The 13,508-nt window shown below is 34.5% G+C and carries 14 protein-coding genes and 1 pseudogene; 9 read left to right on the top strand and 6 right to left on the bottom strand.

Annotated elements, in window-relative coordinates:
* Positions 1-100 precede the first annotated feature (100 nt).
* Positions 101-1,207, bottom strand: coding sequence for a glycosyltransferase family 2 protein (locus ACNQGG_RS00070; RefSeq protein WP_417960364.1), 1,107 nt, complete (start codon positions 1,205-1,207; stop codon positions 101-103).
* Positions 1,204-2,148, bottom strand: a complete 945-nt coding sequence (locus ACNQGG_RS00065; RefSeq protein WP_417960362.1) for a hypothetical protein — start codon at positions 2,146-2,148, stop codon at positions 1,204-1,206. Before ACNQGG_RS00065 ends, ACNQGG_RS00070 begins: the two co-directional genes overlap by 4 nt.
* A 23-nt stretch (positions 2,149-2,171) precedes the next feature.
* Here ACNQGG_RS00065 and ruvC point away from each other — a divergent pair, with 23 nt between their 5' ends.
* The 7 genes from ruvC to ACNQGG_RS00030 all read left to right on the top strand — a co-directional run bounded on the left by ruvC (position 2,172) and on the right by ACNQGG_RS00030 (position 6,643).
* Positions 2,172-2,726, top strand: a complete 555-nt coding sequence (gene ruvC / locus ACNQGG_RS00060; RefSeq protein WP_416837275.1) for a crossover junction endodeoxyribonuclease RuvC — start codon at positions 2,172-2,174, stop codon at positions 2,724-2,726.
* A 63-nt stretch (positions 2,727-2,789) separates the two neighbouring features.
* Positions 2,790-3,917 (top strand): radical SAM family heme chaperone HemW, encoded by a 1,128-nt coding sequence (gene hemW, locus ACNQGG_RS00055; RefSeq protein WP_417960360.1) that lies wholly within the window; start codon positions 2,790-2,792, stop codon positions 3,915-3,917.
* A 71-nt stretch (positions 3,918-3,988) separates the two neighbouring features.
* Entirely contained in the window at positions 3,989-4,237 is a 249-nt protein-coding gene (locus tag ACNQGG_RS00050) for a GIY-YIG nuclease family protein (RefSeq protein ID WP_417960358.1), read from the top strand.
* A gap of 39 nt (positions 4,238-4,276) precedes the next feature.
* Positions 4,277-5,044, top strand: coding sequence for a cyclase family protein (locus ACNQGG_RS00045; RefSeq protein ID WP_417960356.1), 768 nt, complete (start codon positions 4,277-4,279; stop codon positions 5,042-5,044).
* Complete coding sequence (locus ACNQGG_RS00040) at positions 5,041-5,472, top strand: GNAT family N-acetyltransferase (RefSeq protein WP_417960354.1); 432 nt, start codon at positions 5,041-5,043, stop codon at positions 5,470-5,472. Before ACNQGG_RS00045 ends, ACNQGG_RS00040 begins: the two co-directional genes overlap by 4 nt.
* Before the next feature lie 20 nt (positions 5,473-5,492).
* Positions 5,493-5,864 carry an MmcQ/YjbR family DNA-binding protein gene (locus ACNQGG_RS00035; RefSeq protein ID WP_417960352.1) on the top strand — a complete coding sequence of 124 codons (372 nt, stop codon included), beginning with the start codon at positions 5,493-5,495 and terminating at the stop codon, positions 5,862-5,864.
* Positions 5,865-5,932: 68 nt separating this feature from the next.
* On the top strand, positions 5,933-6,643 hold the full coding sequence (locus ACNQGG_RS00030) for a PH domain-containing protein (protein WP_417960350.1): 711 nt from the start codon (positions 5,933-5,935) through the stop codon (positions 6,641-6,643).
* 74 nt (positions 6,644-6,717) lie between these two features.
* Here ACNQGG_RS00030 and ACNQGG_RS00025 read toward each other — a convergent pair whose 3' ends face one another.
* The 3 genes from ACNQGG_RS00025 to ACNQGG_RS00015 all read right to left on the bottom strand — a co-directional run bounded on the left by ACNQGG_RS00025 (position 6,718) and on the right by ACNQGG_RS00015 (position 10,039).
* Positions 6,718-7,818, bottom strand: a complete 1,101-nt coding sequence (locus ACNQGG_RS00025; RefSeq protein ID WP_417960348.1) for a DUF4407 domain-containing protein — start codon at positions 7,816-7,818, stop codon at positions 6,718-6,720.
* Between the two features lie 151 nt (positions 7,819-7,969).
* Positions 7,970-9,571, bottom strand: coding sequence for a phosphoenolpyruvate carboxykinase (ATP) (gene pckA, locus ACNQGG_RS00020; RefSeq protein ID WP_417960346.1), 1,602 nt, complete (start codon positions 9,569-9,571; stop codon positions 7,970-7,972).
* A gap of 81 nt (positions 9,572-9,652) precedes the next feature.
* Complete coding sequence (locus ACNQGG_RS00015) at positions 9,653-10,039, bottom strand: DUF423 domain-containing protein (protein ID WP_417960344.1); 387 nt, start codon at positions 10,037-10,039, stop codon at positions 9,653-9,655.
* Between the two features lie 208 nt (positions 10,040-10,247).
* On the opposite strand from ACNQGG_RS00015, the gene ACNQGG_RS00010 reads away from it, so the two are divergent.
* A complete protein-coding gene (locus ACNQGG_RS00010; RefSeq protein ID WP_417960342.1) occupies positions 10,248-11,618 on the top strand; it encodes a saccharopine dehydrogenase family protein in 1,371 nt (456 codons plus the stop codon).
* Positions 11,619-12,012: 394 nt separating this feature from the next.
* Positions 12,013-13,161, top strand: a complete 1,149-nt coding sequence (locus ACNQGG_RS00005; protein ID WP_417960340.1) for a hypothetical protein — start codon at positions 12,013-12,015, stop codon at positions 13,159-13,161.
* Between the two features lie 225 nt (positions 13,162-13,386).
* On the opposite strand, the pseudogene ACNQGG_RS17285 reads toward ACNQGG_RS00005, so the two are convergent.
* Positions 13,387-13,508 (bottom strand): annotated as a pseudogene (locus ACNQGG_RS17285) (IS91 family transposase); the annotation flags it as partial.

Below are 13,508 nucleotides of genomic sequence, written 5' to 3'. Positions count from 1 at the left end.
ATGCCGTTTCCATCTGGGCTAGGGCTTTAGTGTAAAACAAGAAGTATCGTTTCAGAAATCAAAAATCGTTAATCAAAAATCTGCTCCCGAAGAGTCGGGACTAAAACGTTCTTCCTTTCCATTCGTATTTACCAAACAACGAATACAAAGCGACACTCACACTAAAAAACGGATACAACAAACTGCTCAAAATCAAATAGCGTGTTTTACTTTTATTCAAAAATTGATTGGCTTTGTAAATCAAAACAGCATCAACAGTAAATTTAAATACCAATAACAAAAAGATATTTGGAAACGAAACCAAACCGAATGCCCAAAAGCCAAGACCCAAAACAAAACACAAATTCCCCCCGAAAACCAATACTCCTAATCCTTTTCCGAAAGTACTTTGATACGAACTTGTTTTAGATGCCCAACGCACTCTTTGATAGAATAACGCTTTCCAATCGTTCAATGGTTTTGTGATGATAATATTGTTTTCTGATTTCAAATAATGGACTTTTTCGGTCCCGAAGTTTCGGGAGAGCATCGCTTTTTGTAACAGGAAAACATCGTCGCCACTTGCAATCCCCTCGTTTCCATTAAATCCATCCAATTCTTGAAAAAACGATTTGGTATAAGCAAAATTAGCGCCATTACACATAAATCCTTTTTTAATTCCAAAACTTCCTATTGTGGCTCCTTGTAAACTAGCCAAATCCAATTGCTGGAAATGATCCAGAAACGAATCACCACAAGCATACGTCACAGCTCCGGCAATCATCGCGACATCATGGAGCTGAATGTAATTATCCAATGCCAATAACCAGTTTTTATTGACTGTGCAATCCGCATCGGTAGTGATAATCCAAGTCGTATTTACGATTTGCATCGCGGTTAGAATCGCATCTTTTTTGGGTGAATTCGAAACCCGAATATTCTTTATAATGGAGACCTGAAACCGGAAGTCTGAAACCTGAAATTTTTTGTCGGATTCGTCATCGACCAAAATCACTTCAAACAATTCCATCGGGTAATTCAATTTGGATAAACTGTCTAATAAAACAGGCAGATTCTCCGCTTCATTCCGAAAAGGAACTATAATTGAGAATTTTATTTTTGGCTCTAGACCAATATAATCAATAACACTTACTTTGTTGAAACCATAAATTAGGAAGACAATTGCTGAGCAATAGAGGATTATAATGAAGTATAACACAAAAATCATATTGGATTTTTAGTTTTAAAATTCAATACATAGTAACTACCAATAACTACCGGTAAAACCACATTGAGGAACCACATGAGCGTGGTCACAAAAATCACGATCCATTCGTTTACACCAAGAATTCCAAAGAAATACACCGCTACACTTCCTTTTACGGCAAAATCCAAAAATTGGAAAGTAGGCAAGGAGGAAGCTAAAAAATACACACTTGTGATTGTGGCTATAACGGTGAGGTATGGTAAATCAACATCAAAAGCCAGAAATAAAAAATAATATTGGTGTGAAAAAACTATAAAACGACAAAGCGCTAAAAAGATGTTTTTTTGATGAATGGGTTTTGGAATTTCGTTAATCTTATGAATCAATCTTTCGATGGAATAGCCTTTAATCGTGAATTTTTTCAAGAGAAAAGAAACAAGAAATACTAGTATTAGCACTCCAAAAAGTAGCGTAACGGTTTTTGTGGTAATCACATTGTATCGTGCATTAAAATACAATAAGCCAAAAATCCCAAAAATAACGGTCAAAATCATTTGGATTCCGTTGCAAATCAGGTTTAAAAAAAGGACGTTTTTAGTGTGTTTTTTCTCGAAAAATAGTGCTTTTCCGGCATATTCGCCTACACCATTTGGAGTAAACAGTCCGGCCGTCAGTGCGCCAAGAACTTGTTTTGTTGCCTCGCCTAGCGATATTTTATGTATAAATCCGACCAAATTCTGCCATTTCAAAATTTCAAAAAACCGATTCAAAACACTCAATAACAAAATAAAAGCGATTCCACTAACCGACTGATTTTTCTGGAATAAAACAAGGAACTTTTGCCAATCCAGTTTGTCGTTATTCGCCAATTGATTGTAAATAAAATAGAATGCGCCACCCACAATCAAAACTTTGATTATAAGAACGAGGAATTGCTTAGCTTTGTGAGGAATTGTAATCATTACTGCAAAATAACAAATTTAAATTGGCAAACGAGCGCATCATATTGGGAATTGACCCAGGGACTACGATTATGGGTTTTGGATTGATAAAAATTGTCAATAAAAAAATGGTATTCTTGCAATTGAACGAATTGCAATTGTCTAAATACGACAATCATTACCAGAAACTGAAAATCATTTTCGAACGGACCATTGAGTTAATCGATACCCACAATCCAGATGAAATTGCGATTGAAGCGCCTTTCTTTGGTAAAAATGTGCAATCAATGTTGAAGTTAGGACGCGCACAAGGCGTGGCCATGGCAGCAGGACTTTCAAGAGATATTCCCATTACTGAATACGAACCCAAGAAAATAAAAATGGCAATTACTGGAAACGGAAACGCCAGTAAGGAGCAAGTGGCCAAAATGCTCCAGCAACTTTTAGGATTGAAGGAATTGCCTAAAAATCTCGATAGCACCGATGGATTAGCAGCAGCGGTCTGTCATTTTTTTAATTCCGGAAAAGTGGTGGGGGAGAAAAGTTATACCGGTTGGGATGCTTTTGTGAAACAAAATGAAGAACGAGTAAAAAAATAGTTTTCAGTCGCAGTTTTCAGTCTCAGTAACTGGAAACTGCGACTGCGACTGTACACTAAATTAATGAGCGGAATCTACATCCATATCCCTTTTTGCAAGCAAGCGTGTCACTATTGCGACTTCCATTTTTCGACTTCGATGAAGAAGGCAGCAGAGATGGTATTGGCTATTGCCAAAGAATTGCAAATGCGTAAAAAGGAATTCGAGAATCAAATTATTGAAACTATTTATTTAGGTGGAGGAACACCTTCCGTTTTAACCACCGAGGAAATTAATTTCCTGATTGCCGAAGTGTATAAGAATTATAAAGTTTCAGAAAATCCTGAAATCACGCTTGAAGCCAATCCGGATGATTTGTCAAGTGAACGAATTGTCGAATTATCCAAAAGCAAAATCAATAGGTTGAGTATCGGTATTCAGTCGTTTTTTGAAGATGATTTACAGCTGATGAATCGAGCTCATAATTCGGCGGAAGCCAAAAAATGTTTGGCGGAAGCTACCCAGTATTTCGACAATATTTCCGTTGATTTGATTTACGGAATTCCGGGAATGAGCAATGAGAAATGGAAGCAAAACATTGAAATAGCGTTGTCATTTGGGATTCCGCATATTTCCAGTTACGCTTTGACGGTGGAACCAAAGACGGCATTGAACAAGTTGATTCAAACGGGAAAAATTGCCGCGCCTAATGATGAAGTTGCCCAAGAACATTTTGCTATTTTGGTCGAAACGCTCGAAGCCAATGAATTTATTCATTATGAATTGTCGAATTTTGGAAAGGCTAATTACTTTTCCAAGAACAATTCCGCGTATTGGTTGGGGAAAAAATATCTGGGAATTGGTCCTTCGGCGCATAGTTATGACGGAATTTCCCGAAGCTGGAATGTTTCGAATAATTCGAAGTATTTAAAATCCATTCAAGAAAATAAAGTGCCGAATGAAACAGAAATCCTTTCGACAGCTGATCGTTACAATGAATATATTATGACGGGTTTGCGAACGATTTGGGGGGTTTCTTTGGACAGAATCGAAAGCGAATTTGGAGTTGATTATTTAAAATATTTGAATAAACAAGCTCAAAAATTCCTTGAGGATAATTTACTTTCTATAGAAAACAGCATTCTAAAACCGACTCGAAAAGGAAAGTTTTTGACGGACGGAATTGCAAGTGATTTGTTTATCCTGAACTAGTTTCAGGATCTGTTGATTTTTAATTGATTTTTGTATTGAAAAAGGTTTTACATATATTTTGACTAATAAAAATGCTACTGTTTTTATATGTTGGAGCAACCAAAAATCTTAAAAATAGAGTTAATTGTCATAGAAATGGGACTGGCGCAGATTTTACAAAAAAATATAATGCTACTATTTTAATATATTTTGAAGAGTTTGATGATTTGAGTGATGCTTTTAAAAGAGAAAAACAACTTAAAAATTGGCATAAAGACTGGAAATGGAATATCGCAAAACTTTCAAATCCTGAATTAAAAGATTTATATTTGAACTTATAAAGTATCTCCAGATGAGATGCTGAAATAAATTCAGCATAAATGATTGCAACTATTGATAATTTCCAAATCGATCTATCAAAACCTATTGATATTTCGATTCCGTTGACGAATACCGATGAAAATCCTATTGCGTGGTATATAGAGAAACCAGTCATTGAGCCCGTCGTTTTTGGGGAATGGATAGGGAAAGTATCGGAAGGAAAGTCATCTACCAATTTCAATAACATTTTTTTCAATCCACACGGACACGGAACTCACACGGAATGTTTGGGCCATATTACACGGGAATTTTACAGTGTTAATCAGTCGTTGAAACAGTTTTTCTTTTTGGCTGAATTGGTTTCGGTTGTGCCAGAAAGACAAGGAGAAGATTTAGTGATTACTTTGGATAGCATCTCGACTGCGCTCGATGTGACATTGAAGTTAGGTATTCCAAGAGAAGCGATTATCATTCGAACAATTCCCAATTTAGAATCAAAAAAACAGTTAAAATATTCGAATACAAATCCGCCTTATCTTGATGAGGCTGCTGCGCGTTTCATTTGCGAAAGCGGTATTAAGCATTTATTGATTGATTTGCCAAGTGTTGATAAAGAACATGACGAAGGGAAATTATTGGCACACAAAGCGTTTTGGAATGTAACAGATGTGAATAATTTGAATGCAGATGCACGATTGGATTGCACGATTACCGAGATGATTTTTGTTCCAAATGAAGTAAAAGACGGGAGTTATTTGTTGAATTTGCAAATGGCGCCATTCGAAAATGATGCGAGTCCAAGTAAACCGATACTATATAAAATATGATATGCTCCGCCAGTTCGCCTTATGGGCTCGTGTCCGTTTCAACCGATAAAAATAAGTTAGACGTTCCATTTATTCAGCACTTTCTGAAAGATATTTATTGGGCTGCAGGACGAACAATGGCCGAAGTTCAAATTACAATTGATAATTCATTTTGTTTCGGAATTTATTTAAATGACAAACAAATTGGTTTCGCACGAGTTATTACAGACTATGTCGTTTTTGCCTATTTAATGGATGTTTTTATTACGGAAGAGCATCGAGGTAAGGGATATTCCTCTATTTTAATAAAAAAAATGATGACGGAGCCTAAATTAAAAGAGGTTAAAATTTGGAGATTAGCGACATCAGATGCTCATTTTTTATATGAGAAATTTGGTTTTACAGCATTGGAAAATCCCGAGAAAATGATGGAAAAGAAAATAATTTGATTTAGAAATAATTTTAAACCATGAATTTAGAAACATATTATGAATATTGTCTTTCTAAAAAAGCAGTAACGGAACATTTCCCTTTTGATGAAGATACCTTGGTGTTTAAAGTGGGAGGAAAAATATTTGCGTTATCCTCTTTAAGCCAATGGGAAAAAGGACAACCGGCAATGAATTTGAAATGTGATCCAGAACGAGCTCAGGAATTGCGTTCGGAATACGATAGTATCCAACCGGGATTTCACATGAATAAAATGCATTGGAATACCATTGCTGTGAATGAAGGCGTGCCAGATTCACTTATTAAAGAATTGATAGATCATTCCTACGAATTGGTTTTCAAAAGTTTAACAAAGAAAATGCAGAGCGAAATTCAAGAATTAGAAAATTAGGCATTACTTTTGCGAAGAAAATCAGAATAAAAATTATAAATACATACTGAATAAATTCAGCATATAATATGAAAGAACAATTTAAGAAGTTTTTAAACGAAGAACAAGATCCTAAAGCCATCGAAAAAATCGCTTCAAAATTGAGTGATTTATTGATGAAGAATGAAGAAATCGGTTATATTGCTGTTCAAAAAAAACCAGCTATTACTGTTTTACCAGATAGTATTGTGATGACCAATAAAAGAATCATCATTTGTCAGCCAAAAAATCTGGGACTTTCCATGAATTTTATTGATTACACTTGGGACGAGATAGAAGGAACTTTTGTAAAAGAAAATATTCTAGGATCTGAATTTTCTTTTACGACCAGAACCAATATGGAGGTTTCGATTGATTATATTCCTAAAATTCAAGCTCGAAAAATATTTACGTACGCCAAAGAACAATTGGATATTTTAAAAGGTGGCGCTGTTTCAAATACATCAATAGTTGATGAAGTTCCCGTTGCACCAATTGAAGAAGTGGAAATTATCGAAGAAATGGAAACGGAAGAAGTAACCAGTTTTGCTGAAATAATGCCCGTTACGCCACCAGTTTATACTATGGAAAAAGAGCAATTTAATGCTCCAGCTGATACTCCAAAGGAAAATGGACTAAGCGGATTGTCGCAAGATGAACTTTTTGAAAAACTGCAGAATTATAAAAAATTACTGGATAACGGACTGATTTTGCAAGGCGAATATGATGCTTTCAAAAAAGAAATTTTGAGTTATATGTAGTTTAGGAATCAGAATTTAAAACTTAAAAAAAATAGAAAACCCGACCTGTTTAAAGCATGTCGGGTTTGTTTTTATTATAAAGTGCTTTTCTGTTTTTCTACAAAATTATGGGCTTGTAATTCCAGTAATTCTGTCGCTTTCTTGCGTTGTAAGTCGTATAGATTTTTATCTTGGGCTATATCTTCATAGACTTTATCGTGCATGGAAGCACTGTTTTTTACTAGCAAACTTCGTTGGTATTTGTCTTGGTCCAAAGTAGCTTTTAAAGCTGTTTCCAAATCTTCCAGTTTAAAATCATATTCTCCTTTTGGAGATAATAATTTGGCAATAATTGGGGAAGTTTCGATTGCCAGAAATAACAGCATGATAAAAAAGGAAGGCACCCAAGGTAATTTATTCAAGGCATTGATACGCGCCATTAAACCATCAAATCTATCAATTATAGGTTGGGTTTCCGTTACTTTTTTGTCTAAATCTGCTTGAAGTGTTTTGGATTTTTTTTCCATTTCAGCAATTTTGGCTAAGTTGGTTTTTTGTAAAGTATCCAGTTCTTTCTTAACCAAATCATGTTTGGCTATTTTTTCTTTAAAAACGGGGCCTTTGCCTAATTTTTTGGTCCCAGCGGTTCCTTCAGCCTCAGTAATATAAGTTTCGTAGAGTGTGTTTACTTCTTTTTCTTTCTTGCTGATTTCTGATTTTAAACTGGCTATGTCAGCTTTATTTTTGTCTAAATCCGATTTGAAATAATTAGCCACTTCCTTTTTGTTGTTTAAGGCCATAGCGTTTTTCTCTTTCAATAAAACGGTATTAATCTCTTTTTCGAAAATTTTAATTTCCAATGGTTTTGAAATTACTATCGCAATGATTACCGCCAAAATAATTCGGTGTGTTGCTTGTAGAAATTCACTTCCAAATTGGTCTCTTTTTCGAATGGTAGAAACAATAAAACGATCCAAATTGAAAATAAGTAAACTCCAAACTAATCCAAAGAGTAAAGCGGGATACACATTATCGAAAACAGTAAAAAGTGCATAAGCGCTGGCGATAAAAGCCATGACAGCGGTAAAGAAAACGGTGGCGCCAATGCCAACATATTTAGTTTGTTCCCCTTCAGAGCAACCTTCAAGAAGGTTTTTGTCAGCCCCTGAACAGAGGATAAAAAATTGTTTTAACATGATTGATTTTTTGATTGATTGATGATTACAAATTTAACGCCAAATTTTAAATAATGGTATAAATAGTTGGTTTGTTTTTGTTTAGCATTTTTTATGCATAAAAAAAGCCGTTCATGACGAACGACTTTTTGGTTTTTGAATTAATAATAACTTATGCTAAAGGAGCTCCTGCCATAATTTCGGCATTTGCAAATTCTTCAAATTTGGAGAAGTTAGCTTTGAATTTCTGTGCTAATTCAACCGCTTTTTTATCGTATAGTTCTGGATCTTCCCATGTATTTCTAGGATTCAATATTTCGCTGGGAACATTAGGGCAAGATTGTGGTTTTGCAATTCCAAATACTGCGTGATTTTCATACGCTACAGTATCTAATTCTCCGTTTAAAGCAGCGGTAATCATAGCACGAGTGTATTTCAGTTTCATTCTGCTTCCTATTCCGTAAGGTCCGCCTGTCCAACCCGTATTGATCAACCAAACTTTTACATTCGAATCTTTCATTTTTTTGCTTAGCATTTCAGCATATTTTGTTGGGTGTAGCGGCATAAAAGGCGCACCAAAACAAGCAGAAAAATTAGGTTGTGGCTCTGTTACACCAGCTTCAGTTCCGGCAACTTTTGCGGTATATCCAGAAATAAAGTGGTACGCAGCCTGACCTGGTGTCAATTTAGAAATTGGAGGTAAAATACCAAAAGAATCGGCAGTTAAGAAGAAGATATTTTTTGGATTTTTTCCAATAGAACCGGGCTGAATGTTATCTATATGATAAATTGGATAACTAACTCTGGTATTTGGAGTTATGGAAACATCTTGAAAATCTACTTCATTAGTGCCGTCTTTGAAAATTACATTTTCTAAAATGGCTCCTTTTTTAATGGCTCTAAAAATATCGGGTTCATTTTCTTCGGAAAGGTTTACTACTTTGGCATAGCAGCCTCCTTCAAAATTGAAAACAGTGTTTTCGTTCGTCCAGCCATGCTCATCATCTCCAATAAGTTTTCTTTTCGGATCGGCTGATAAAGTAGTTTTGCCAGTTCCAGATAAACCAAAGAAAATAGCTGTATCTCCTTCATCACCCACATTAGCGCTGCAATGCATTGGTAACGTGTTTTTGAAAACAGGCATAATGAAGTTCAAAGCGGAAAAAATTCCTTTTTTCATTTCACCTGTATATCCTGTTCCACCTATTAGAACTACTTTTTTGGTAAAGTCTAATATGGCAAAATTGCTTTGACGTGTACTGTCAACTGCTGGAACTGCAAGGAAACTTGGTACACAAAGTAAGGTCCATTCCGGAGAAAAGTGCGCAAGTTCTTCTATTTCGGGTCTCAAAAACATATTGTAGCAAAATAAATTTGCCCAAGCCGTTTCCGTGACAACTCTCACATTTAATCTGTAATTAGGATCTGCACATACATAGGAATCTCTAACGAAAACTTCTTTATGGGATAAATAAGCAGTAACTTTTTTGTATAAAGCGTCAAAAGCATCTGATTCGAAAGGAATGTTTACTTTTCCCCACCAAACTTTGTCTTCAGTTATGCTGTCTTTTACAATAAAACGATCTAGTGGCGACCGTCCGGTAAATTCACCTGTATTAATTGCCAATGCTCCTGTAGAGCTCTCCACTCCTTGACCAGATTTTATTGTAATTTCATGCAATTCATCTGGGGATAATTGGTAGTTAATTTTTGCATTTTCAATTCCTAAGTCTTTTAACGAAATCGATTGCGAGATAAGGATGTTGTTGTCCATAAATTTGATGTTGTGTGTGTTTGTTTTTATAGACTGCAAAAGTAGAAATTATATTTCAGATAGGATTTGATTATCTTAATTTTATGATTTTTTATTAATAATATTCAGTAGTAAAGCTCCCCAGGCCAGTATTAATAGGAGTCCGCCGATAGGTGTCACAAATCCGATGGCCTTAAAATCAAAAGAGGTGAGATTATTTGTTGCCAATAAATAAATGGATCCTGAAAATAAAAGTACCCCAAAAAGAACTAAAAAATAGATTGTTTTTTTTGCTTTTTGAGACAGGTGATTTGATGCTCCAATGAATAATAAAAAGACTGCATGGTACATTTGGTAGCGTACTCCAGTTTCAAAAGTGGAAAGTTGTTCCAGAGACAGTACTTTTTTTAGGGCATGTGCGCCAAAAGCTCCTAAAATTATCGCTATCATCCCAAATATTGCTCCTGTTGAAATTATTTTCTTGTCCATTTTTTTAATTTATTTGCGATACAAAAGTATCTCTTATCGAGACACTGTAAAAGAAATTCTCAAGATTCTTTTTTGAGGTTCGTTTTTTTATAAATGGTAGGTTTTAGCGATTTTTATGGCGCCTTGTAAAAATATTTGAATGTTTTAGTAAAATACTATTTGTTATAAATACAACAATATTGTATATTTGTGTTATATTTATGTAATTATGAGAATAATTTTAATCATTGGAGCAGGAAGATCAGCATCGTCGTTGATACAATATCTATTGAATAAATCAGAGAAAGAGCAACTTCATCTGATTATTGGAGATTTATCATTGGATTTGGCTCAAAAGAAAACGAATAATCACCCTAATGCGACGCCAATAGCCTTAGATATTTTTGATGAAAATCAAAGAAAAGGAGCCATTCAAAAAGCCAATATTGTTATCTCTATGTTGCCCGCGCATTTACATATAGAAGTGGCAAGAGATTGTGTTGTTTATAAAAAACACTTAGTTACCGCCTCTTATATCAGCGATGCCATGCAGGAATTGGATGCTTTAGTAAAAGAAAATAACTTGATTTTCATGAACGAAATTGGTCTTGATCCGGGAATAGATCACATGAGCGCCATGAAAGTAATAGATGAAATTAAGGATAAAGGAGGCAATATGCTTTTGTTTGAATCTTTCTGCGGCGGACTGGTAGCGCCAGAATCCGATACCAATCTTTGGAATTATAAATTCACTTGGGCACCACGGAATGTGGTTTTGGCAGGACAGGGCGGAGCAGCTAAGTTTATTCAAGAAGGAACATATAAATACATTCCGTATTGTAATTTATTTCGTAGAACTGAATTTCTGGAAGTTGAAGGATACGGTCGATTTGAAGCTTATTCCAACAGAGATTCGCTGAAGTATCGCAGTGTTTATGGACTCGATGATGTCCTTACCTTATACAGAGGAACCATTCGTAAAGTAGGATTTTCCAAAGCATGGAACATGTTTGTGCAATTGGGCATGACGGATGACAGTTATAGTATGGAAGATTCGGAAAACATGAGTTATAGAGAATTTGTGAATTCTTTTCTGCCGTATCATCCAACGGATTCTGTCGAAAGCAAAATGCGACTAATCCTTAAAATCGACCAAGATGATATCATGTGGGACAAACTTTTGGAACTGGATTTGTTCAATCGCAATAAAAAAGTAGGTTTAAAAAATGCCAGTCCAGCACAAATTCTGGAGAAAATACTAAGTGAAAGCTGGACGCTTCAGCCTAAAGATAAAGATATGATTGTCATGTACCATAAATTTGGGTATGAACTAGAGAGCAAAAAAGAACAAATAGATTCAAAAATGGTCTGCATTGGCGAAGACCAGACCTATACCGCAATGGCAAAAACCGTTGGTTTGCCAGTTGCCATGGCAACCTTATTAATACTGAATGGTAAAATCACCACTCCGGGTGTGCAGCTTCCTATTCGTAAAGAAGTGTATTTGCCTATTTTGAAAGAGCTGGAAGAATACGGTGTTGTTTTCAAGGAACAGTCAATGCCTTATTTGGGGTATAACCCTGATAAAGATTTTAATTAGTGGTTTTTTAGATTTTTTTAATTTGTTTAATCCGCAGTTCTCGATAATCAAGAGAGTTACGGATTTTTTTATGAATATTATCTATCGAATACGTATTCTTTGGGCGTGACCCTGCGTAAAAACTTCGGGTCGGGCTGTACGCTGCAATCTTTATGTTTTTAAAGAAAAACATAAAGGATTTTCGCTGCCATCCCTCACGCAAAGCATCTAATTGCTTCGAAGTCGTTTTGGTTAATTGTAAGAAAATTTAATTATATTTGAATAAACATAAAACGAAAGAAACCTTCGCCAATCTACCCGGATTTGGGTGTATATACGAAGTTTTGTTTCGCCTATATACTAGTTGGCAGTAATGCGAAAAAACCGAAGAGAATTAAATAACCTAACACAACAAATGAAAAATAAAAATATATTTTTAATACTAATATTATTCTCCATTTGTTCTTTAGCTTTTTCTCAAGAATTACCTAAAGATTCTCTTTACGGAAATGTAAAAAAAGTAAAAGAAAAAGTACTTTTTTTGACCAAAACAGAAAATCCAAAATTATTTTATGATGATGCTGATTATGGACATTCAGGGTTTATGGGACCCGAATCAACAATCAAAAGATTTTATGATACGTGGTATTCTACAAACTTCTGTTATTATTTAAATTATGAGCGCCATTTTAACACAAAAAGAAAAATTGTCAAAGATATATGGTACGGAAAAAACAATGATTTTATGGAATCTTATAGGTATTTATATGATGAAAAAGATAGATTAATAAGTAAAATAGATTCTCTAAAATATTCTGTAGATATTGAAAATCATTATTTTAAGGAATATGGCGAATATGTGGATGAAAGTATTCTTTATGAGAATTTAAGACTCAATTTATTTAGTCACGACTATAAGAAATATAAAAATAGAAAAATCATAATTCAAAAAAACTTTGATAATGAAGGAACTTTATATGAGTACGTGAATAATTATAATGATAACGGAAAACTATCATACGTAACTTTTAAAAATCCCAATAGTTGGAAAAAGTCCGGGGAAAATAGTTGGGGATATGGTGTGCAGGATTCTATTGGAGTAACTTATAAAAGTTTAATCAATGAATATGACAAAAACAACAAACTTATAAAAATTCAAAAATTTGATTTATATTCTGATGAAAATTATAAAAATCCTGTGAAAACTAGCGAAACTATATTTAAATATGATGGTAATAATTTGATGACTCAAATAAATAGTTCTAGAGGTTATCAACCTTTAACTTATGTTCATTATAAATATGATGAAAAAGGTAATTTAACTGAAAAATATTGTTGTGATGAAGATATTTCCAAAGCTAAAATAATTGAGAAATACTTTTACAAAAATGATAAAATTGTCACATTAAATTATAGTGAAGAATCATTTAATAGTCAAAAAAATGATAATTATAACATTTCTTATTCTTACAAATTTGATAATAACAAAAATTGGGTTGAAATTATAAAGACAGTTAATGGTGTTGATCTTTTTAAATGGGTTAGAGAAATCGAATATTACTAAAACAACGCACTACTGCCAACAGCTAGGTTTTCGTTGCGTGCGCAGCACGAACAATGAAAACCGTGTTGAACGGAACCGGTCACTGGCAGGAACTATGGAGTTATCGTAAAGTCTAGAGAGAGAATATCAAGAGGATTTAGTGTCCTCTTTTTTTTGCAGTAGTTTTAATTTAGTTTTTTGAGTGTTTTTCTTCACTTTTGGGCACAAGCGCCCTTACCCATAAAATTAACTTTTAGAGGAATTCGTAATTTGGCTACCGCCAAGATACCAAGCAGGCGGGCCACGCTGATCGAAGACTGCTATCCGGTGTAAATTGCCCGTTTTGCAACACGGACATTTAGGCATAA

It is taken from the genome of Flavobacterium esculini (assembly GCF_048284325.1).
Classification (GTDB): domain Bacteria; phylum Bacteroidota; class Bacteroidia; order Flavobacteriales; family Flavobacteriaceae; genus Flavobacterium.
This window is presented reverse-complemented; position numbering and strand designations above follow the sequence as displayed.